This is a genomic window from Neomelitea salexigens DSM 19753, assembly GCF_000422345.1.
GTDB lineage: Bacteria > Pseudomonadota > Gammaproteobacteria > Pseudomonadales > Spongiibacteraceae > Spongiibacter > Spongiibacter marinus_A.
This window is the reverse complement of sequence record NZ_AULP01000003.1, coordinates 266,437-286,909: the sequence shown is the minus strand read 5'-3', so window position 1 is coordinate 286,909 and position 20,473 is coordinate 266,437. Positions and strand designations below refer to the sequence as shown.

Annotated in this window: 20 protein-coding genes and 1 tRNA gene; 10 read left to right on the top strand and 11 right to left on the bottom strand. The window is 56.0% G+C overall.

From position 1 onward, the window contains the following. Positions 1 to 203: 203 nt before the first annotated feature. Positions 204 to 413 (top strand): cold-shock protein, encoded by a 210-nt coding sequence (locus H573_RS0107305; RefSeq protein WP_027873698.1) that lies wholly within the window; start codon positions 204 to 206, stop codon positions 411 to 413. Here the strand turns inward: H573_RS0107305 and H573_RS0107300 are convergent. Continuing rightward, positions 403 to 2,973 carry a sensor histidine kinase gene (locus tag H573_RS0107300; RefSeq protein ID WP_027873697.1) on the bottom strand — a complete coding sequence of 857 codons (2,571 nt, stop codon included), beginning with the start codon at positions 2,971 to 2,973 and terminating at the stop codon, positions 403 to 405. The two genes, H573_RS0107305 and H573_RS0107300, sit on opposite strands and share 11 nt — an antisense overlap. A gap of 154 nt (positions 2,974 to 3,127) precedes the next feature. Between H573_RS0107300 and H573_RS0107295 the strand changes: the two genes are divergently transcribed. Both H573_RS0107295 and H573_RS19280 read left to right on the top strand, forming a co-directional pair. Next, positions 3,128 to 3,964, top strand: a complete 837-nt coding sequence (locus tag H573_RS0107295; RefSeq protein WP_027873696.1) for an SDR family NAD(P)-dependent oxidoreductase — start codon at positions 3,128 to 3,130, stop codon at positions 3,962 to 3,964. Positions 3,965 to 4,183: 219 nt separating this feature from the next. Continuing rightward, positions 4,184 to 4,444, top strand: a complete 261-nt coding sequence (locus H573_RS19280; RefSeq protein WP_154653860.1) for a cold-shock protein — start codon at positions 4,184 to 4,186, stop codon at positions 4,442 to 4,444. Positions 4,445 to 4,461: 17 nt separating this feature from the next. On the opposite strand, the gene H573_RS0107285 is transcribed toward H573_RS19280, so the two are convergent. After that, positions 4,462 to 4,698: a SlyX family protein gene (locus H573_RS0107285; RefSeq protein WP_027873694.1), complete on the bottom strand. Its 237-nt coding sequence runs from the start codon at positions 4,696 to 4,698 to the stop codon at positions 4,462 to 4,464. Between the two features lie 95 nt (positions 4,699 to 4,793). Between H573_RS0107285 and H573_RS0107280 the strand changes: the two genes are divergently transcribed. After that, on the top strand, positions 4,794 to 5,153 hold the full coding sequence (locus H573_RS0107280; protein ID WP_027873693.1) for an SUI1 family translation initiation factor: 360 nt from the start codon (positions 4,794 to 4,796) through the stop codon (positions 5,151 to 5,153). A 92-nt stretch (positions 5,154 to 5,245) separates the two neighbouring features. After that, complete coding sequence (locus H573_RS0107275; protein ID WP_036256012.1) at positions 5,246 to 5,641, top strand: VOC family protein; 396 nt, start codon at positions 5,246 to 5,248, stop codon at positions 5,639 to 5,641. Here the strand turns inward: H573_RS0107275 and H573_RS17395 are convergent. Beyond that, the gene (locus H573_RS17395; protein ID WP_084497980.1) at positions 5,638 to 6,960 is read right to left on the bottom strand and encodes a sigma-54 interaction domain-containing protein; all 1,323 of its coding nucleotides are present in this window, start codon (positions 6,958 to 6,960) and stop codon (positions 5,638 to 5,640) included. The two genes, H573_RS0107275 and H573_RS17395, sit on opposite strands and share 4 nt — an antisense overlap. A 179-nt stretch (positions 6,961 to 7,139) precedes the next feature. On the opposite strand from H573_RS17395, the gene gpt reads away from it, so the two are divergent. Together gpt and H573_RS0107260 are read left to right on the top strand one after the other, a co-directional pair. Beyond that, entirely contained in the window at positions 7,140 to 7,604 is a 465-nt protein-coding gene (gene gpt, locus H573_RS0107265) for a xanthine phosphoribosyltransferase (RefSeq protein WP_027873691.1), read from the top strand. A 65-nt stretch (positions 7,605 to 7,669) separates the two neighbouring features. Beyond that, positions 7,670 to 7,746: transfer RNA gene (locus H573_RS0107260), tRNA-Arg, on the top strand. A 42-nt stretch (positions 7,747 to 7,788) separates the two neighbouring features. Here H573_RS0107260 and H573_RS0107255 read toward each other — a convergent pair. The 4 genes from H573_RS0107255 to H573_RS0107240 form a co-directional block, all read right to left on the bottom strand. Further along, a complete protein-coding gene (locus tag H573_RS0107255) occupies positions 7,789 to 8,520 on the bottom strand; it encodes a hypothetical protein (protein ID WP_154653856.1) in 732 nt (243 codons plus the stop codon). Positions 8,521 to 8,522: 2 nt separating this feature from the next. Then, entirely contained in the window at positions 8,523 to 11,018 is a 2,496-nt protein-coding gene (locus tag H573_RS0107250; protein WP_084497973.1) for a TonB-dependent receptor, read from the bottom strand. Positions 11,019 to 11,349: 331 nt separating this feature from the next. Next, positions 11,350 to 13,149, bottom strand: coding sequence for a sodium-extruding oxaloacetate decarboxylase subunit alpha (gene oadA / locus H573_RS0107245; RefSeq protein WP_027873688.1), 1,800 nt, complete (start codon positions 13,147 to 13,149; stop codon positions 11,350 to 11,352). Between the two features lie 60 nt (positions 13,150 to 13,209). Further along, on the bottom strand, positions 13,210 to 14,625 hold the full coding sequence (locus H573_RS0107240; RefSeq protein ID WP_027873687.1) for an acetyl-CoA carboxylase biotin carboxylase subunit: 1,416 nt from the start codon (positions 14,623 to 14,625) through the stop codon (positions 13,210 to 13,212). Positions 14,626 to 14,759: 134 nt separating this feature from the next. On the opposite strand from H573_RS0107240, the gene H573_RS17390 reads away from it, so the two are divergent. Beyond that, entirely contained in the window at positions 14,760 to 15,662 is a 903-nt protein-coding gene (locus H573_RS17390) for a LysR family transcriptional regulator (RefSeq protein ID WP_051171087.1), read from the top strand. Here H573_RS17390 and H573_RS0107230 read toward each other — a convergent pair. After that, complete coding sequence (locus tag H573_RS0107230) at positions 15,659 to 16,312, bottom strand: class I SAM-dependent methyltransferase (protein WP_027873686.1); 654 nt, start codon at positions 16,310 to 16,312, stop codon at positions 15,659 to 15,661. The two genes, H573_RS17390 and H573_RS0107230, sit on opposite strands and share 4 nt — an antisense overlap. Before the next feature lie 197 nt (positions 16,313 to 16,509). Here H573_RS0107230 and H573_RS0107225 point away from each other — a divergent pair, with 197 nt between their 5' ends. After that, a complete protein-coding gene (locus H573_RS0107225) occupies positions 16,510 to 17,178 on the top strand; it encodes a pseudouridine synthase (RefSeq protein WP_205618912.1) in 669 nt (222 codons plus the stop codon). Between the two features lie 92 nt (positions 17,179 to 17,270). Next, positions 17,271 to 17,777: a DUF2244 domain-containing protein gene (locus H573_RS17385; protein ID WP_051171086.1), complete on the top strand. Its 507-nt coding sequence runs from the start codon at positions 17,271 to 17,273 to the stop codon at positions 17,775 to 17,777. 5 nt (positions 17,778 to 17,782) lie between these two features. On the opposite strand, the gene H573_RS0107215 is transcribed toward H573_RS17385, so the two are convergent. From H573_RS0107215 to H573_RS0107205, 3 genes are read right to left on the bottom strand one after another with little or no spacing between them, the layout of a single operon-like run. Beyond that, entirely contained in the window at positions 17,783 to 18,520 is a 738-nt protein-coding gene (locus H573_RS0107215; protein ID WP_027873684.1) for a hypothetical protein, read from the bottom strand. Next, positions 18,513 to 19,199, bottom strand: coding sequence for a haloacid dehalogenase type II (locus tag H573_RS0107210; RefSeq protein ID WP_027873683.1), 687 nt, complete (start codon positions 19,197 to 19,199; stop codon positions 18,513 to 18,515). The genes H573_RS0107215 and H573_RS0107210 overlap by 8 nt, the downstream gene beginning before the upstream one ends. 5 nt (positions 19,200 to 19,204) lie before the next feature. Continuing rightward, complete coding sequence (locus tag H573_RS0107205) at positions 19,205 to 20,428, bottom strand: APC family permease (RefSeq protein ID WP_036256007.1); 1,224 nt, start codon at positions 20,426 to 20,428, stop codon at positions 19,205 to 19,207. Positions 20,429 to 20,473 lie beyond the last annotated feature (45 nt).

Genomic DNA, 20,473 nt, shown 5'->3' with positions numbered 1-20,473 from the left:
ATAGTTAACAGCAATATCGGCAGCGCTATTCGCCCAACTGTGATGTTTTCTCGTTTCGCTGACAACCGGCAAGCCCGGCTCCCCGCCCCGAAGCAGACCGCTCTGCCCGCTTCCTATCTCTTTTTCCCGGACTGGTGGCAATTATCTCGCCGCCCGACCGAAAGCACCTTTATGCGACCCGACTGCGACAAAGAGGATAAGCAATGAGCGACCGCGTAACTGGCACAGTGAAATGGTTTAATAACGCCAAAGGGTTTGGCTTTATTACCCGAAACGAGGGCGAGGACGTTTTTGTCCACTTTCGCTCTATTCAGGGGGACGGCTATCGCACTTTGGACGAAGGCCAGAATGTCGAGTTCAAACTTGTAGAAGGCCCCAAGGGTCTGCAAGCCGACGACGTGCTCAAGGTCTGAGCTTGACCGCTGCGGCAGAGTCCTGCTCCGACGATATAGCGGCATCAATGGCGCGATAAAGTTGCGATGGCAACAGTGGGTTAGTTAATACAACGCGCTCACTCGCCGCCGGCAGCGACTCTTCGCGCTCAGGCCGCTCTCGCAGATAAATAACCGTGTCCAACGCTTCCAAGCAGGCCTCACGTCGCTCACTAATTACCAACTGCGGCGAGTCGCTTGGCATTTTGGCCAATTGTTTTTGCAGGCCGTGAACATCGGTAACGAAATGTGCACGCCAGCCGCGCCGGCTCAGCGCTGCCGACAGCGATAAGCGCAAACGCTCATCACTGACCAGCGCGACAATCGGCAGGCCCGCGGCGTCGACATCCGCATGATTCAATTCCAGCTGTTGCGCGGGTAACAGCACCGAGAAGCAGCTACCGGCATCGTCGGCACTACTCACCAGGATATGCCCACGCATCAGAGACACGAGTTTTTCGGCGACAGCCAGTCCCAAACCCACCCCGCCAAAACGACGGTTTCGAGAATTTTCTGCCTGCACAAAGGGCCGAAACAAGTCACGACTACCCTGCTCAGGAATCCCCACACCGTTGTCGTGAACTTCAAAGACAAGTTCAGCCCAGTCGTAGTACTGCCGCTCTACGTCGCTGGCAGGACGCACTTGCAGCTCAATAATCCCTCTCGGCGTACTGTAAACAGAAAACTTAACCGCATTCTCAAGCAACACTAACAGTAACTGCCGCAAGCGAATGGGGTCGGTAAATAATTGCTCCGGCAACCGCGGATCGATGCGCAACAGAAACTGCTGCTGATTCCGCGCCACCATTGGCGCTACCGCCAAGGCGACTCCCTCTAGGTAATCCCACAGCTGAACATTCTCTTCCTCTAATGTGACGTCACCGGTTTCAAGCAGTGAGTAGTCGATAATGTTGTCGAGGGTTGCCAATAAACTCTGTGAGGAACGGCGAATGGTATCGAGCATCATCCGCTGCTCGCGGTTCAAGGCCGACTTTGACAATAGGTCAGTCATACCCACCACAGCATTCATCGGGGTACGAAACTCATGTCCCATTACCGACAAAAAGGCCGATTTAGCATTACTGACCTGTTCTGCCCGCTGATTCGCTTCTTCGAGTTGCATGCTTTGCAACCGCAAGCGATCTTCAAGCCCATGCTTGTCAGCAAGCAGCTGTCGCTCTGCCTGCTTCGCCGCGCTGATATCCGATTGAACGCCCACCATACGCACAACGCGTCCCTCAGAATCGCGCTGCACGGCCGCCTGAAAACTCACCTCAAGCACGGAGCCGTCACGACGACGTATCTTGTGCTCCCCAGAAAACAGCTTGTCATCACTCTTCAAAAACGCGATGAATTCCGGATTCAGCCGTTGCTGATCCGCTTCCGGAATACTGTTCATCAGCACGCGTAAACCGTCGCGCTCGTTGCAGCGAGACAGCCCGACCATTTTCAGCCACGCAGGGCTTAAGTACACCTCCTTTGCGAGCAAATCCCAATCCCATATGGCGTCGTGAGAGGCCATAACCGCCAGATCAAAACGCTGCTGGCTATGCTGATATTGTTCGTGCATCAAGTACTGATCACTCATGTCGCGAATCAATAACAACAGGCGACGGCTGCCGTCTGCATCGGTGTACCAACCGGGGTATAGCTCAACTGCCACTTCACTGCCGGAATGACTCATCAACATCAACTCGATGCCTTTAAAGCTGGCATCCTGCTCTGACGAGGACTCCATCAGAAACTCATATTTGTGTTCGAATCGCGGTGCAAACAAGCTGCGCAGAGAACGCTTGATCAATGCGGCATTCCGGTAGCCCAATAGCTTGGATGCGGTTTCGCTCGCGGCAATCAACATCCCTTGCGCGTCGCATATCAACACCGCACCAGGAATGGATGCCATCAGGGTCTGGCGGCGCAATACCTCCGTTTCAACATTGGCCTTCAAGGCCGAGACCGTGCGCTGACGCCGCGACAGCAGCACTGCCAGCACTGCAGCCGCGGATATGATCACCACCAATCCGAATAGCAACAACAGACGGCTGCGTTGCGCGCTCTGCCAGCGTTTTTCATCCCGCGCGATCTGTGCAACTAATTGACCTTGCAGCCTGCTGAGCGCATCGATAACAATGCGCTGATCCAATTCAGCATTAAGTGGAACGGCACCGACATTCCCCACCTTGTAAGCCGAGTAAGCGGACACAATAGATTGCAGCGATAGCAGGGCTTGTTGCTCTCCCCCGAGCGATTGTAGTGTTGCCAATGGGGGCAGCGCCTGGCTCATTTGCTGCTGAAGGGCCTGAAAAGCGGCGAGATCGGAATTTTCCAGCAAGTCGAAGAAACGCGGTACGACCGCACCGTGGTCAAGTAAATAGTCGACTTCTGCCAAGGCCTCAGCAAACGGGACGGGGCGCTCTATGAATCCAGTAATTTCAGCCCTTGCGTTTCCTACGGCCAGGCTTGTCGTCAACAGCGCCAACCACACCAAGCGAAAGGCACAACGGCGTACAACATACCGACGCGCAGTGGTGCTTGCACGCATATCACCCCTCCCTGATTTGCTGAAGGCTCATCGTTGCCAACACCCATGAATATAGCGCATCATCTCCCAGCACGCGGGGCATAAAAATGCGTAGTTCCACTAACGTAGGCCTGTGACTTACCGCGATGAAACACCCCGCATATGGAGCGTTGCCATGACAGATTCATTTAAGTTAGCGCTGATTACCGGCTGCTCAAGCGGCTTGGGAAAAGCACTTGCCGAACAGGGCCTTGCTCGCGGCTACCACGTGGTTGCCACCGCCCGCAGGCCCGAATCGATTACGCTGGAACACCCCCGCCTTCACAAGCGCGCTTTAGACCTTAATGACCCCGAGCACATCCGCACGCTTTGCACTCAGCTGCACGAGGAGTTCGGCCAGATTGATCTACTCATTAATAACGCGGGCTTTGGCCTGATGGGGCCGATGCTGGAAATCAGCCCACAAAAACTCGCCGAGCAATTCCAAACCAATAGCATCGCGCCGCTCGAGCTTGTTCAGTCTGCACGCCAGTCATTAAAGCGCGGGAGTACGGTTGTAAACATCGGCAGTGTGTCAGCAAGTTTGGTGACACCCTTTGCCGGCAGCTACTGCGCCAGCAAAGCCGCCTTGCACGCTTTAAGCGATGCCATGCGCATGGAATTAGCGCCCTTTGGCATTCGGGTGATGGTGGTTAGAGCGGGCGCCATCCGGTCTAAATTCGCTGAACGCGCCGAATCTGAATTGACGCCACAGCAAACGCAGGGGCCCTACCAGCCACTGCAACAAGCCATTGCCGAGCGAGCAAGCCTGTCCCAGCAAAACGCGAGTGATGCCGACGACGTTGCCAAGCGTATCTTCGACGCCAGCCAACGATCACGCTGCCCCGCCTATGTAGGCGTTGCTAACGGACATCGGCGGCTGTATTCACTCAGTAAGTTGCCCAACCGCGTTACCGATTGGTTGCTGTCACGCCGCTTCAAGCTCAGTACGCTGCACGGCGACGAACTGTAATTGGAGTGCTATACTCCGCCGGCTGCGGCCGATATTGCCGGCCCTTAATCCCTTGTTTTGTTTATTTATTTTTGGTTTTGTATTGTTATGTTGTTAATTCTAAGAATTATTATTTCTGCTGTGCTCAGCGCACTGACGGTATTTTCTCTCTCCAAATTGGGGCTGGCTAGCCTGGCAGCGCTACCAGCCGCTCTTGTATTTGCAGCACTGCTATTTGCCATGCTGCTCTCTCCACGACTACCCGGCATCATTGACGCTCTAGGCAGCAAGCGAGAGCGCGGTACCGTAAAATGGTTCAACGTCAGCAAGGGCTATGGTTTTATCACTCGTGAGGGTGGTGACGATGTATTCGTTCACTTTCGCTCAATCCGCGGCAAGGGCCGAGGCCGTCGCAGTCTGATGGAAGGACAACTCGTAGAGTTTGTGCTCAGTGAGGGCGAAAAGGGGCCGCAGGCCGAGGAAGTTTCCGTCGTCGATTAGCGCCCGCTACCACCGAGTTAATAGTGCGGCGGCTTCTCTATTTCCGCCGCAAAGCCGGGCTCAGCCAAGCCCTGCTCCTCCATCGTTTCGCGCATTACACGACTGGCTTGCGCCAATTGGCGCAGTTGCTGTCGCAAGATACGCAGTTCACCGTCCTGTTCACTTACCCTGTCGTTGAGCGCATTGAGTAAGTCTTCCTGATAGGCCAACTGAGTTTGCAGCTCCACTAGCTGCTCTGTTTCGCGACTGGACATCGTTGCAAGCTCCTGAAAAAATCGAGCGCTACTATACCGCCCTAGCCGGTTATTATACTTTTTTTGCACCAGAATTTTTCGAGTGAACCCTCTTTATGTCACGTATCGTCTACTCCACAGACCAAGGCCGGATGTGTCCACAATGTGGAGAAGTCCAACAACAGTGTCGCTGCAAAGATATCACCGCCGACGCTGAACGCAGCGCCCGCAGCGGCGATGGCATTGTGCGTATTCGTCGAGAAACCAAAGGCCGCAAAGGCAAGGGCGTGAGTATTGTCAGCGGCATACCGCTAGACGATACCGCCCTGAAAAAGCTCGGCAAGGAGTTAAAACAAAAGCTCAGTATTGGCGGCGCGGTAAAGGATGGACAACTAGAGTTCCAGGGGGATCAGCGCCAAGCCCTGAAGCGCCTACTGGAAGAACGCGGCTACACCGTCAAACTTGCTGGTGGTTAAGCAGTTCAAACTGTTATGAAGATTTGCCAGCTAAGCCTGCCGTCAGTACAGGCGCTCTGGTAGCCTGAAAGAAAAAGATCGAGGCGTCTCACATGACAGCACTTAGCGAAACAATAGAAGTCGGCATCGTCACTCACAACATCGACACCATGTGTCACTTCTATGGCGACACCCTTGGCTTGGCCTTCGAGGGCAAGCTCGACTTCCCCGGCGGAACAATGCACCGCTACCGATTGGGCACGGCCGTCATCAAGCTGGTGAACTACGGTGACGAAACGCCCGAGCAATGTATTCCTGGGGGTGGCCACGCTGCCTGTGGCTATCGCTACATCAGCTTTGGCGTCGCCGACCTAAATAGCGTTATCGCCCAACTCAAAGAGGCCAACGTCGGGATTGCCGTCGATGTTACCCGCTTTGCCGAAAACATCGGCTTCGCCTTTGTTTGCGACCCTGACGGTAACTGGATTGAACTGTTCGGCGGCTGTTAAACGTCGGCAGACATACCGTACTTGCGCATTTTTTCAATCAACGTGGTTCGCCGCAATCCAAGCAGCTGCGCCGCCCGGCTCACAACATGATCTGCCGCACGAAGGGCCTGTTGAATCCGTCGCTGCTCAAAGTCAGCCACTTCTTCCTTGAGTGATACGCCCTCAACAGGAAGCTCATCAACGGCGATTGCCGCCTCGCTCGCGCGCCACTCAGCGCGCGCCGGTGGCTGCCACACCTCCTCAGCACCGCGGTAGGCTTCGGGCAAGTCCTGGCGCCCCACGACTTTGTCGGGGTACATAATCAGCAGCCGCTCCAGCAAATTTGCCAATTCTCGAACGTTGCCCGCCCAAGGATGAGCCTGCAGAGAAGCGACTGCCGACGGTGCTAGCGCCAGGGTACCCAAACCGTCGTCGGCAAGCTGGCGGATGATGTCGCGCACCAAGGCAGGAATATCCTCTTTACGTTCGGACAAGGCAGGAACCTGCAGCGGGAAAACGTTCAAGCGGTAGTAAAGGTCTTCGCGAAATTCTCCCGCGTCGATCATTGCCGGCAAATCCCGATGCGTCGCGGCAATGATTCGCACATCAGCGCTGCGGCTCTCACTGGAACCAACACGCTCAAAGCTGCGCTCCTGAATGGCGCGCAATATCTTCACCTGCATGTCCAGCGGCATGTCGCCAATCTCATCCAGAAACAAGGTGCCGCCGTCAGCCAGCTCAAAGCGACCGGCGCGGCTAGATATCGCGCCAGTGAACGCGCCGCGCTCATGCCCAAACAATTCTGATTCTAATAACTCTCGGGGAATGGCGCCGCAATTGATCGGCACAAAGGGGCCAGAGCTTCTGGAAGAGAGCCGGTGTATCGCCTGTGCAACCAATTCTTTACCCGCGCCAGAGGGGCCATTAATCAGCACCGTTACCGATTTATCGGCAACCTGGGCGAGCAGGCGCGTCAACTCCTGCATTGCCGGACTGCTGGCGACTAAGCCGTGATCAATGTCCGGTGGGGCACCGCCGAGTATCGACCCCAGGCGCCCCAGGCCCTCTAGCAGGGAATCAAATACCGGAGCGTCAACACAGGCCACACAGTTCGGCCACTGCCCTTGCTGAGCCAGCACACCAGCCAAAAAACAGGGACGCCCAGCGAGCGCTTCGGGCGCAAGGCTCGCGCCATCGGCCAATAACACCGCATTCGCCTGTGCCAGCTCCTCAACGCAGGTCACCCGTTGCTGGTTTGGGTCTAGTGCCTCTAACAACAGGCGATAGTGGGCGATGATATTGGGATCTGCGTCGATGAGTAACTGGATGCGCGTTGGCATGGGTGCCACATTTTCTCTGTTTGCCGTTGTCGTTTTTTTGACTATAGCCAAGCCCGGGCAGCATAACCACACCAGCATGTCGGTATTTTGACACAAGCATCTCCGCTCTTGCCCGGGCACCACGCTTGCTGCAAAATCGCGCCCTACTGCCTTTCCCTACACTCAGCCAGGATCTCAGCATGTCGACCAGCGAAACGCCCGTGTACTACCTAACTTGGGACGAACTGCACCGCGACACCCGTAACCTTGCGCGCAAACTCACCGCCACGCCGTGGAAAGGCATTATCAGTATCGCCCGCGGTGGCTTGGTACCGGGCGCCATTCTCGCGCGCGAACTCAACCTTCGCGTCGTCGACACCCTGTGTATCGCCAGTTACGACCACGACAAGCAGGGCGAAATTAGTATTCTCAAATCAGTGGAAGGTGACGGTGACGGTTATCTGCTGGTTGACGACCTCGTCGATACCGGAGGCACTGCAAAAATTGCCCGCGAGCTGCTGCCCAAGGCCACATTCGTCACCATCTACGCCAAGCCTCAGGCGATGGCGCTGGCCGAGTACTACACCCGCGAATTTGCTCAAGATACCTGGATACACTTCCCTTGGGATATCGAGCACAGCTACAGCGAGCCGCTCATTAAATAACGAACCGCCGACGAAGCCTTTGCGCCACGCTGATAGAGCCAGTAGAATCTCCCGCTGCGCTTTTCGCCCCGGTGGCACAGCTGGATAGCGCGGCCCCCTCCTAAGGGGCAGGTCAGAGGTTCGAATCCTCTCCGGGGCGCCACCTCTTCCATGCTCCATTCTTTAGCAATCGCGCGCTGGCGTGCTAAGCCGAGATCGCCGGCGAGACACTGGGCTGACCGGCGTGTAACCAGTCTCGTAACTGCTCCGCTTCACGTCGATAGGTACGCCGTTCCGACTGATCTAAGCGCAGCCACCGCAGGGCATTTATCAGCCAGCGGTCAGCAGAACCATTCAAAATACCCGCCCCGGGGGTACAGCAGATATGGTGCCAGTGCAGCTGATCGTCGCACCACAGCAAGACCTCGCCATTGGGCGACAGCGTATAAGCCAGCTTGGCCTTAGGTGGCAGCGCCGGGCCGTGGTCCACGGAGCGGGCAACGATTACCGCAGCGTCATCTGCCGGGCGAAGCAAAGACAGTAATTGCCGGTAATAGCGCGGGCTAGGCAGCCCCAGATCAAAGCGCCCCCAACACAGTTGATGATCGACAACCTGCCCCACGGGCGGACTGGCCAACACCTGGCGTTTACCACCTTTAAATTGCGGGTACCAAGGCTGACAGTGCAGGCTAGCCGCGTGAAAAAATACATTGCTCAGCCAATGCAGTCGCTCGCGATCCTGACCACTCACAGCGATATGACTGTGATAGACATAGGTCCCGGCATCTGCACACCACTGACGGCGACAGGACCAGGTGTCCGGCTGGCACTGCCCCGCATTTATTGCCCTCGCCATACTCAAGAGCCGCTCAGCAGAGGCCTCGGCTTCTGCCACGGCCTGCTCAACCGATATTTCATTGGCTTGTTTGGCAGCCACATTTAATCCCATTGATACGAAATTTCCAGACCGTAGTGACGCGGCGGCAACTGCGCCTTCGTGGTTGTGCCAAGATTGTCACCCAGTGCCACCCCGCCGCCAAAGAAAAGCGAGTCCTTCAGGTTGTTCACGTACATCGCCACACGCAGCTTCTCGTCGGGCAGCCAGGTCAGGCGTGCGTTATACAACTCCTGCCCGCCCAATGTCGCGCCATCGTAGAGATTGGCCTTGGCATCCAGGCCGACAAAAATTTCCGAGCGGTAAGAGTAATGCAGCCGCGGAATGAATGCGCCAAAGCGCGTTTGCCAATGGTATTGCACGGCGAGCGAGCGGGTGTTTTTTGGCACCACCGCAAAGGGCTCGGCACTGCGATCAAAGCTGGAGCCATCCGCTAAAAATACCGTGTAATCCCGATAATAGGCATCGGTATAGCCGGCGTTGGCATTGACCTGTAGCCCTTCGTAGAGCCAGGTTGCCTCCAATTCGGCGCCCTGCACTACGGCAGAACCCGCGTTATCCAAAAACAGGATGACATCGGTCGGCCCACCGGGCCCCGTCTCGGCCTGCTGAACTTGAATCTGGTCATAGCTCATATGGTAGATCGCACCATTGAGACGCAAACTCGAATCGAGGGCATCGAGCTTAAACCCTATCTCACTGTTCTCCACCACCTCTGGCTCGAACTCATTGAGGCGGCGCCCCCGCAGGCCAATACCGCCCGATTTATAGCCCTCGCTGACGGTCACATAGGTCATCAAACTATTGAGGCCGATCGCCGCGATATCCGCCTCATCCCAGATATAGCTCACCGTCAACGCTGGCGAAACCTGGTCAAAGGACAGCTCTGATGACGTCGACACCGGCGCGAGAAACGGAATGGGTTGTGCAAAGTCGATATTGTCAAAATACGCTCTGGGCACTGGGTTATAGATGCCGCCCTGAGCATGAATAAGCCCCTCACGCAGCCCAAAGGCATTGAAATCGGCGTTGTATAAAGCAATCTCCCGCTGTTTATCATCTTCGGTGTAACGCACACCCAGCGTTAGTTGCAGATGGGACGTAAGATCGTAACTACCCTGTACAAACAGCGCACGTGTTTCATTTTCGATATAGCTTAAATTGACCGACGCTGACAGCAGCGGCAGCACAAGGTTATTGGCTGCCGCCGACAGTAAATCGACCCCAGGCAGCGCAACGCCTGCGGTACTACTCAGCAGAAATTCCGGGGGAATACCCAGAACCCCGTTGGCGCCAATAACTTGTGGGTAGGGAAAACCATCGATGCGCTCTGCAGAGTAGAAGGCGCCAAACGTCAGGTCGAGCTTGTCCTCGAAAAATCGCCCGTTGAATTTCAGCTCCTGACTGAGTTGGTAACGCGTTTCTTGATCCGGGTCGACGCCGGAGGCCGTCAAGGCTTTTAATGCCAAACGCTCACCATTGTGCACGAGGCTAAAGTCACTGCCGTCAACGTCCTCCTGCTTACCCAAGCCATATTGACGGCTGTAGGCGGTGATCGACTCAAGGTCAAGCAGCCCCATATGCCAATTCAGCTTTATCGCGTGAAGCTGTGACTGCTGGCGATAAAAACTGGCTTCGGTGTTGATCGCCACCTTGCGCTGCTCAGCCAAGCCCTCCTGCTGCTGACATCGCTGGGCGTAATTATCAGGCTGCTGGGGAACAAAGAATGTGGCCGCCGCCGCTTGCACATTGATTACTTCGCAGTTGTTCGCCTGCCCTTTCTCATCCTGCGAGCTCCAAAATGAGAAGACATCGAGTTGCAGGTTCTCGGTAAGGTCCCACAATAGCCGCGCAGACACCGCTTGCCGGTCCTCATCGCCAAAGCGTGTACCATCGGCAATATTCTTAAAGTAACCATCCAAGCGCCGCACGGTACCACTGAGCCTCAGACCCATTTGATTTTCGATCAATGGCAAATTAACGCTGGCCTTAATATCTTGGCGACCGTGAGAACCGGCAGTGACCGTAGCGCTGCCACTCACGCTACTAAAATTTGGCGCAACCGTGCTGACCAGCATCGCGCCACCGGTATTATTTTTACCAAACAGCGTACCCTGAGGGCCACGCAAAACCTGAATATTCTCAACGTCGACCGCATCCAACAGCTGAGAATCCTGACGGGCGATGAAAATCCCATTCAAATACTGACCGACTCCCGGGTCGAGCTCAGGTGTTGAAGCGCGTTGACCGATGCCTCGCACAAAAATGGCTTGGCTCTTGGTCGCCGTCGGCGCGATCTGCAAATTCGGCACGATGTTTTTAACATCCGCCAGCGATGTAATGCCCGCATCCTCCAGAGCCGATGCCCCGATCGCCGAAACAGAAATCGGCGTGTCCTGCAGACTTTCCTCCCGGCGCCTGGCCGTGACGACCACCTCCTCTAGCTGAGCAAAGGCGGGTGCACTGAAAATCGGCAATACCGTGACAAGACTGCTAAAACAAAGCGGCAGCAGGCCGCTACCCAAAAGAACCCTATTCACTGCGATACAACCTCTATTATTGTTATGTAGTCACCGCGCATCGATACCAGCGAGTGAGCCTAAGAGCTTACGCGAGGGAAAACAGGATGTTGACGCTACGACACAAATACCGCATTGTAGTGCAATTACATAAACTACTTACATGACACGGTGCAGGAGTGGAGGGACGTAAAAAAAAGAGCCCCGGAAGCAGGGTAAGCAACCGGGGCCAATACGGAGAGAGGTCGCAACGGGATAAGAACGTCAGAGAGAGGGGGGAGACACCATCCCGCCGCGACACAACTAAACGATAATCATTATCATTGCCGTTTGCAAGCGTTTTTCTTGCTCTTTACTCAATTTCTATCAATACCTCACCCGGAGTGACGCGATCTCCCTTACTAACGTGGATATCACGAACTGTGCCATCAATCGGCGCCTGCACTTCCGCTTCCATTTTCATCGCCTCAGTGACTAGCACTGGCTGGCCCGCCTTAACCACATCGCCCTGCGCCACTAATACATCGACGATATTGCCCGGCATATTCGTTGTTACATGCCCCGGCTGAGTTGCCTGCCGACGCCCACTCCCCCCGTCGCGCTGGTATTCGTTCAATGCCTCGAAAACCACTTCCTCTGGCATACCGTCCAGCGTCATGTACAGGTGCCGTTTGCCTTTACCCTTAATGCCGACACCGGTAATCGCCACTTGATAACTTTCACCGTGAACATCGATCACAAATTCGGTGGGCACCGCATTTTCCGCGGCGGGGCGATCGGCCTCGAGTTCCGGCTCTAAAACCTCGGGTTGCAATGTGCCATCGCGACGCTGCTGGAGGTAGCTGCGGCCCAGATCCGGGAACATGGCGTAACTCAGTACATCCTCTTCACTGTCGGCCAGCTCGCCAATTTCTGCGCGCAATTTCTCCATTTCTGGCGGCAGCAAATCCGCAGGGCGAACATCGATTACCGCCTCACTGCCAATCGCCTTGGCTCGCAACTCTTCGTTCACCGTTCCCAGCGCCGCGCCGTAGTGGCCCTGCAAATAGCGCTTCACCTCATTGGTTATGGTGGTATAGGGCGCCTCCGCCAGAATATTCATCACCGCCTGGGTACCGACAATCTGCGAGGTGGGCGTTACCAGCGGCGGGAAGCCCAGGTCCTTGCGCACCCGAGGGATCTCCGCGAAGACTTCATCGATACGGTGCAAGGCACCCTGCTCTTTTAGCTGGTTCGCCAGGTTAGACATCATGCCGCCCGGCACTTGGTTTATCTGAACGCTGACATCTTCGCGAGTAAACTCACTCTCAAACTGCCGGTATTTCTTGCGCACCGCCCACAGTTTTTTGGCAACGCTTTGCAAAACTTCCAAATCCAGGCCCGGGTCATAGGGCGTGTCTTTTAGGGCGGCAACCATGGTTTCGGTCGCCGGGTGGCTGGTGCCGTTGGCAAAGGCTGAAATAGCGGTATCGATGATATCCACGCCCGCCTCTACCGCCTTCAGCTGACACAGCCCAGCCAAACCCGATGTCATATGCGAATGCAGAGCCAGCGGCAGGTCAAACTCGGCTTTTAAGGCCGCAACCAGCTCACCGGTAGTACTCGGCGTAAGCAGGCCCGCCATATCTTTGATGGCCAGGGAATCGACGCCCATGTCCACCATCTTACGCGCCTGCTCAACGAACGTTTCCGTGTTGTGCACGGGGCTGGTGGTGTAGCAAATAGTACCCTGGGCATGTTTGCCGGCGGCCTTCACGGCGGCGATCGCCGTCTGCAAATTACGCACATCGTTCATCGCATCGAATATCCGGAAGATATCCATGCCATTGTCTGCCGCCTTGGCAATAAAGGCCTCGACGACGTCGTCAGCATAGTGGCGGTAACCCAGCAGGTTCTGGCCACGCAGCAACATTTGCAGCTGGCTATTAGGCAGCGCCTCACGCAACTTGCGCAGTCGCTCCCAGGGGTCCTCTTTCAAAAAACGCACGCAGGCATCAAAGGTTGCGCCGCCCCATACCTCCAGAGACCAATAGTCCAGCGCATCCAGCTCGGCGCACACCGGCAACATATCCTCGGTGCGCAGCCGAGTGGCAATAAGCGATTGATGGCCATCTCGCAGGGCGACATCGGTAATTTTAATCGGCGTAGTCATAGTGCCTTCCTTTCCTGTGTGCACATCGTGGCCGCTGAGCGGCTGCAATCATTATTGGGTTTACAGTCCTGCGTGAGCAGCGATCGCCGCCGCCACCGCCAGGGCAAGCTCTTCGGGCCGACTCTTATCGGAGTACTCGATCAGTTCGGGGTGACTATCAACAAAGCTAGTGTCGAAATGCGCGGCGCGGAAGTCCGCGTGCTTGAGTATTTGCTGGTAGTAAGGCGCGGTGGTTCGTACGCCCTGAACACGCATATCATTCAACGCCCGCGCGCCGCGGTTGAGCGTCTCTTCCCAGGTCAGTCCCCAAACCACCAGTTTCAGGCACATCGAATCAAAATACGGCGGTATGCTGTAGCCGGTATATATCGCGGTGTCGGTGCGCACGCCCGGGCCGCCGGGAGCGTAGTAGCGGCTGATTTTGCCGAAGCTGGGCAAAAAACCGTTCTTGGGGTCTTCGGCGTTCACGCGGAACTGCAGCGCGTAGCCGCGATAGCTAATATCCTCTTGCCGATACCCAAGCGGCAGGCCGGAGGCAATGCGGATTTGCTCGCGCACAATATCAACCCCGGTAATCTGCTCGGTGATGGTGTGCTCCACCTGAACGCGGGTATTCATCTCCATAAAATAAATTTGATTATCGGCAAGCAAAAACTCAACGGTGCCGGCATTTTCATAACCCACTGCCTCTGCCGCGCGCACCGCTAAGTCGCCGATATACGCGCGCTGCTCTGGCGTGAGCTGAGGCGATGGCGCAATTTCAATCAGCTTTTGATTACGGCGCTGTATCGAACAATCACGCTCATACAGGTGGATAACATTGCCCTGTGAGTCGGCCAAAATCTGCGCCTCAATATGGCGCGGATTGACAATACACTTCTCCAAAAACACATCAGCGCGACCGAAAGCCTTGGTGGCCTCTGAGACCACGCGACTGAACTGACGTCGCAGATCTGCTTCGCTGTCGCAGCGGCGAATGCCCCGGCCGCCGCCACCCGAGGTGGCCTTCAACATCACCGGATAGCCGATGCCTGCAGCGACCGACACCGCCTCATCGACATCGGCGAGATTGTCTTCAGTACCCGGTGTCACCGGCACACCCGCCGCCACCATCGCCCGGCGAGCCTCGGTTTTATCGCCCATACGACGGATAACCTCTGCACTGGGGCCAATAAAGGTAATGCCGCGCTGAGCACAGATTTCCGCCAATTCGGCATTTTCGGAAAGAAAACCGTAGCCGGGGTGCAAGCCATCGCAGCCCGTTTCTACCGCCAGCGCCACCAGCTTACGAGGATTCAAATACCCCTCCAGGGGGTCCGCGCCAACGTTGTAGGCCTCGTCGGCGCGCTTAACATGCAGGGAAAACCGATCGGGTTCGGTGTAGATGGCCGCTGAGCGAACACCCATCTCGGCACAGGCACGAACGATACGAACCGCAATCTCACCACGGTTGGCAATTAGGATTTTTTTCAGCATAGCGACTGGTTTCCTAAACCGGTATCAAATATGCGATTCACCCTAGCGGAAAATATTCCTTATAAGAAATTAATATTTATTTGCCTATATATAAGTATTAACTTATAAACGAGCAAATTCTGCAGGAGACGGGGATGCAAACCAGCTACTTACAACGGCTTACTCTGCGTCAAGTTGATGTTTTTCTGGCGGTTTGTCAGCACATGAGCTACTCGCGCGCCGCCGAAGAGTTGTCGCTCACGCAACCCGCCGTCAGCGCGCAAATACGCAGTCTGGAGGATTTAATTCGCCAACCGCTGTTCGACTACGTTGGCCGCCGACTCTACCTGACACCGGCAGGCAAGCTGTTACAGCGGGCGGCCCGCGACCTGCAACAGCGACTGGTAAATTTAGAGATAGAGTTAACGGAGCTACACGGCAAGTTGCAGGGCAGCTTGAATATAATTATTGAGTCGAGCGCCGAGACCCTGATCCCAACCTACATCAATCGATTCTGCCAGCAGCACCCGGATGCGGAGGTGAGCCTGCATGTCGACAACCACCAGCATCTGATAAAACGTCTGCACGACAATATGCACGACCTAGCGGTAATGACTCGCGTCCCCAGCGACCAGGGCTTGCAGTACACCCCCTTCGCCGAACATCAGCTGCTGGCGGTGGCTGCCAAACATCACCCCCTGGCCGATGCCGGGGCGCTCAGTCTGCATGAATTCCTGGAAAACCGCCTGCTACTGCGCGAACCCGGCTCGGGGAGCAGGCAAGTACTCGAGGACTACTGCCGGCAGCAAAGCTGCGTGATTCGCCGCACCCGCGTGCTGGGCAGCAATCAGGCAATACGCCATGCTCTCGTCGACTCCGAGGATTGCGCCGTACTGCCAGCCAGCGTGGCCGAACAAGGAATCCGCGACGGTAGTCTGGTTGAGTTGAAGGTGGAGGGTTTTCCGATTAAGCGCTCCTGGTGCAGCGCCTATCAACGCGGCAAGCGCCTCAACCCGCTGGCGAGCGCCTTTCTCGATGCGCTACACGGGCCCGCCTAACGCTCTCCCAAGTACACATTCACGCGGGAAAATTCCTCGGACTCCGCCAAATCGGGAATCGTGGTCGCGCGCTGAAATTGCAAATGGTGATAACCGGGAAAGGAAAAGTCCTTCACCCGGGAATCCGCCACCAACACCCTGTTGGCGCGCGTCAGAAACTCGCCTAACAGCGGTAAATTGGCGCGATCGTAGAGCACGTCGGCAACCAAAATCACATCGTAGGATTCACTGTCAGCAAAGAAATCTGCGCTGTAGGCTAAGCTCACGCCATTGGTCTCGGCATTGAGTTTACTGACCGCCAATGCATCGCTATCCAGATCGCAGGCGACCACTGATGACGCCCCGGCCTTGGCCGCCGCGATCGCGGCCACCGCAGAACCACAGCCGAAGTCCAGCACCCGCTTGCCACGCACCAACTCGGGGTGGTCAATAATATAGCGCGCCATAACCTGGCCACTCGCCCAGCAGAAACACCAATAGGCCGGGTAGTTCATAATGCGCTGAATTTGCTCACTGTCCAGCAAGTGTTGGGGGTAGGCTTCATCAAGCAACCACAACTCCAGCTCAGGTGCTAAAGGCAGGCGCTGGCGCGATAACTGACCATGCGGGAGGTACTCGCGCAGACGCGTTTGCAGTGACGGTATTTTCATCATTTATCCTGTTTTTAACACCAGCGCGGTAATGGCAACGGTAAGCATTCAAGCGCTAGCCTGATCTCGGCGGCGATAGTATACGGACAACGGCCCGGTACGTCGGCGTCCAATCCGACGAAATTGATACCGCTTGGGCACTCGCCTCACGCACACTGATCACGCATAATTTAGTCAGCCAATGTCGAGAGCCCACCGTGTCACAAGCCACTGAATTTATCGTGCCAGCCTGTAATGAGTGCCACCGTATTCTCTATGAAGACGACGACCTACTGGCCGTTAGTAAACCGGCTGGCTTATTGTCAGTGCCCGGCCGTCACCCGGCCAATCGCGACAGCCTGATAAGCCGTATCCAGCAGCAGTACCCAGACGCCTTGATCGTACACAGGCTCGATATGGCCACCTCTGGCCTGATGTTGATTGCGCGGAATAAAGACAGCCACCGCCGCCTGAGCCAACAATTCGAGCGACGCCAGATCAGCAAGCAATATCACGCCGTCGTCAGCGGCTGCGTTGGCCCTGCCCAAGGCATGATCGACCTGCCGTTGGCCTGCGACTGGCCGCGCCGCCCTCGCCAGCATATTAACTTTGAGCATGGCAAGTCTGCGCAAACCCTCTACGAATGCCTGCGCCGCAGCGACAGCCAAAGCACCCTGCTGCTCAGCCCCATTACCGGTCGCTCCCACCAATTGCGTGTGCATTGCGCCAGTATTGGCCACCCCATCCTCGGCTGCGAGTTCTACGCCCACGAACAGGCCAGGCAGGCATCGGCCCGGCTATTGCTGCACGCCAGCGCACTCAATCTGCACCACCCCAGCAGTGGTAAAGCGATACAGTTTAACTGCCCGCCTCCCTTTGCCATTTAACGACTAAACATCTTTCACTATTGCTGGAGACGTATAACTATTGATGTGATTTTTCCTGCACTAAACTACAGTCAGTGCACGAGGATAGGCCGTTGGTTGAAACGCAAACAAACCGAGATGGCAGCCAGATTGTGCTGCGCCCGAACCGCTCCGCCAGCTGGCAGAGTAATCGGCGTATCTTAGCGGCCATCGCGGGGCTCAATCTGGTATTTGCCTCAGGGTTTCTGGCTATTGGCGCGTGGATGATCTTGCCCTTTATGGGGTTGGAATTATTTTTGCTCTGGGTATTACTGCGGCGCGTCTTTGGCAAACTGCAGATTCAACAAGTGATTCACATAAGTGAACAGCAGCTGCGTATTGAAAGCGGTTATTTTTGCGCAGAGCAACAATGGCAGTGGCCACAGCAACACAGCGGCATATTGGTGCTGGAGCACCAACACCCCTGGGCGCCCCTGGAAATCAGTTTGTGTTGCCGAGCGAAAACTGTCCGCGTCGGGGCATTTTTAAATCGCGAAGACAGCGTTGAATTGCTGGCCGCATTAAAACGCCAGGGACTGCGCGTTCAGCAACACAGCCGCCCCGACACGCTGGCAATGTAGGCAGCTCAGTACACCGTTATCGCGACGCCGCCAAGCTCTACAGACTCGGCATGATAGTAGCCAGGCTCGAGTGCATTCATGCCGCCCAGCGCACCAGTCAGCAACCACTGCTGAGGCGTAATGCGCCACCCCATGGCAACACGCTGATTGACCAGCGCTAACAAGGCCTGCCACTGACCGCCACTCACCCCGCCGCCATAGGATTGGGCGACCATTGACGCATCGCGAAACAGTCGCAATGGCAGGGCATCCAGGTCAAGCCCCTGCGGAGACACGCCATTGCCAATAACAAAATATTTACCGGCGACATTGGCGCGAACAATCTCTTTCGCGGTGGGGCTGGCCGGCAACAACGCCAAGTCGGGCAACTCGAGCGCAATGGCAACGCGGCGAACTATTAACTGCAATTCTGCCACGCTGGCAATGGGTGCTTCGAGCGTTTGGTTTAACTGAAAGGCCAACTCCAGCTCAACCATACCGCGGGAAAAATCCGCCAGCGCGACACGCTCACCCGAAACCCGCTGGCCCGAAGCACTCAAACTGCCATAAACCGTTCTATCGCTGCCAAAACGCTTCTGCGACGCGGTGTTACTCAGCCCTGCCTTAAACCCAGCGGGCGCCCCGGTATGCCCGGCAATAAAGCGGATATTTTGCTCGACATAGGCCTGTTGCCACGCCGCTTCCGCTGCCCACGTGGGCAGCGCCCACAGCCATACGGCAACGAATACGAAAACTCTATTCACTCACATCCCTCTCTGCTAATCGGGCAGGTAATTCTGCCAGGCTTTTCACGCATACGCTCGGTGCAATATCCCAGGGGTCGTACACCGCATCGGCATCGCGCTTTACCCATGCCGCTTGCATCCCCGCACTGCGCGCGCCAATCACATCAAAGGGGTTAGAAGACACTAACCAGCTGTGCCCGACAACGCCACCCGTTGACCGCAGAAAGTGCGCATACACTGCCGGGCTAGGCTTAAACACACGCACATCTTCCGCGCTCACCACCCCCTCAAACCAATCGCTAATTTCCGCCTTCGCGAGTATGCCCTTAACATCTGCCGTCGCACCATTTGAAAATGCAAACAGCCGGTTTCCCTCACTGGCCAGCTGCGCCAATGCATCAAGTACATCGGCAAAGATCGGCAATTCAGCATACGCGGCGATCAACCTGCAACGCTGCTCATTAGAAAGCGGCTGCGCCATGGCCTCGCAACAGTAATCCAAGGCCTGGCGCGTACACACAGAAAAGTCGGCATAATGCTGCATCAAGCCGCGTCGAAAGCTGTATTCCAGTTGTTTCTCTCCCCAGCGCGCCGCAAAAACACCGGCCAACTCACCCATGCAATCTCGCAGTGGAACCTCAATCGCCGCCGTATTCACCAGCGTGCCGTAGACATCAAAGCCAAGAATCTTTGACACAGCACCTACCCCCCAGCTACCAGTAACCGCGCCATAATAAATACGGCACTCACCACAAGTCCCACCCAAGGAATCCACGCTGGGTATTGATAGACACCCGGTGCCGACACCGAGCGCCGCTTGATACGGATCAGGGCAGCGTTGACGAGTACGAAAACGGACAGCACCAAAAAGCTAGTAACCTCTGCGAGGCCGGTTAGATTCATGGTCAACGCCATCACGAGCGTGATTGCCGTTACCAGCACTATCGCAACGACCGGCGTGGCCGTGACCGTCGAAACTCGCGCCAGTCCCCGGGGCAACCAGCCCTGCTTTGCCATACCGTACAACAAGCGCGAGCCCATAATAATCTGCACCAAGGCGCCATTAACCACGGCGCACAAACTAATTGCAGCAATAATCACCGGCGAGCCGCCAGTGCTTCGGGTATATACCAGCGCCAATGGCGCATCACTGGCCGCCAATTCATTTGCAGCGACCACCTTTACCGCTATCGCACTCACCAAGGCGTAAAACACGGTCGCCACAGCCAGTGCAATCAACGCCGCTCGGGGAAGGTTACGCGCCGGATCTTTGACCTCTTCGGCGATATTAACCATATCCTCAAAGCCAACAAAGGCATAAAAGGCCAAGAACGCCCCCATAATAATACCCACCACAGTAATGGGTGGCACCTCGGCTGAACTCACCACTGGCGCCCCACTTTCGTTCATAATGGAGTTCCCGCCAGCAATCATCACCAAAATCAAACCAGAGGCCTCGAGCAAGGTAAATACCGCCACAACGGATAGCGACTCGCCAATTCCCCAAATCGCCACAGTGCCCAGTGTCACCAGCAAGCCTATGATCAGCAGCCCTCGATCCACCTCAGCGAATACCTGAAAATACCCAGCAAACCCCTGTGCGATCGCCGCTGACGAGCTAATACCCGACAGCAATACCAACACCCCTACCACCGTCGACAACAGCCGGCGCTGAAACGCCTTATCGACGTACAAGGCTTCACCCGCACTCAGTGGGTAGCGCGCGGACAGCTCCGCGTAACTGAACACCGTAAAGGCAACGCCGAAGGCCGCCAACATAAAGGCCAAAGCCGTATAAGCGCCAGATACCGCTGCCACCTTGCCGACCAACACGTAGATACCGGCACCGAGGATATTTCCCAGGCCGTAAAGAGTGAGCCGAACTAAGCCCACTCGACGTCGTAAGCCCGGATGATGACTAACCATCACTCGGATCCTCCCAATGTGATTTTTGCCCCAGCATTCCAATGC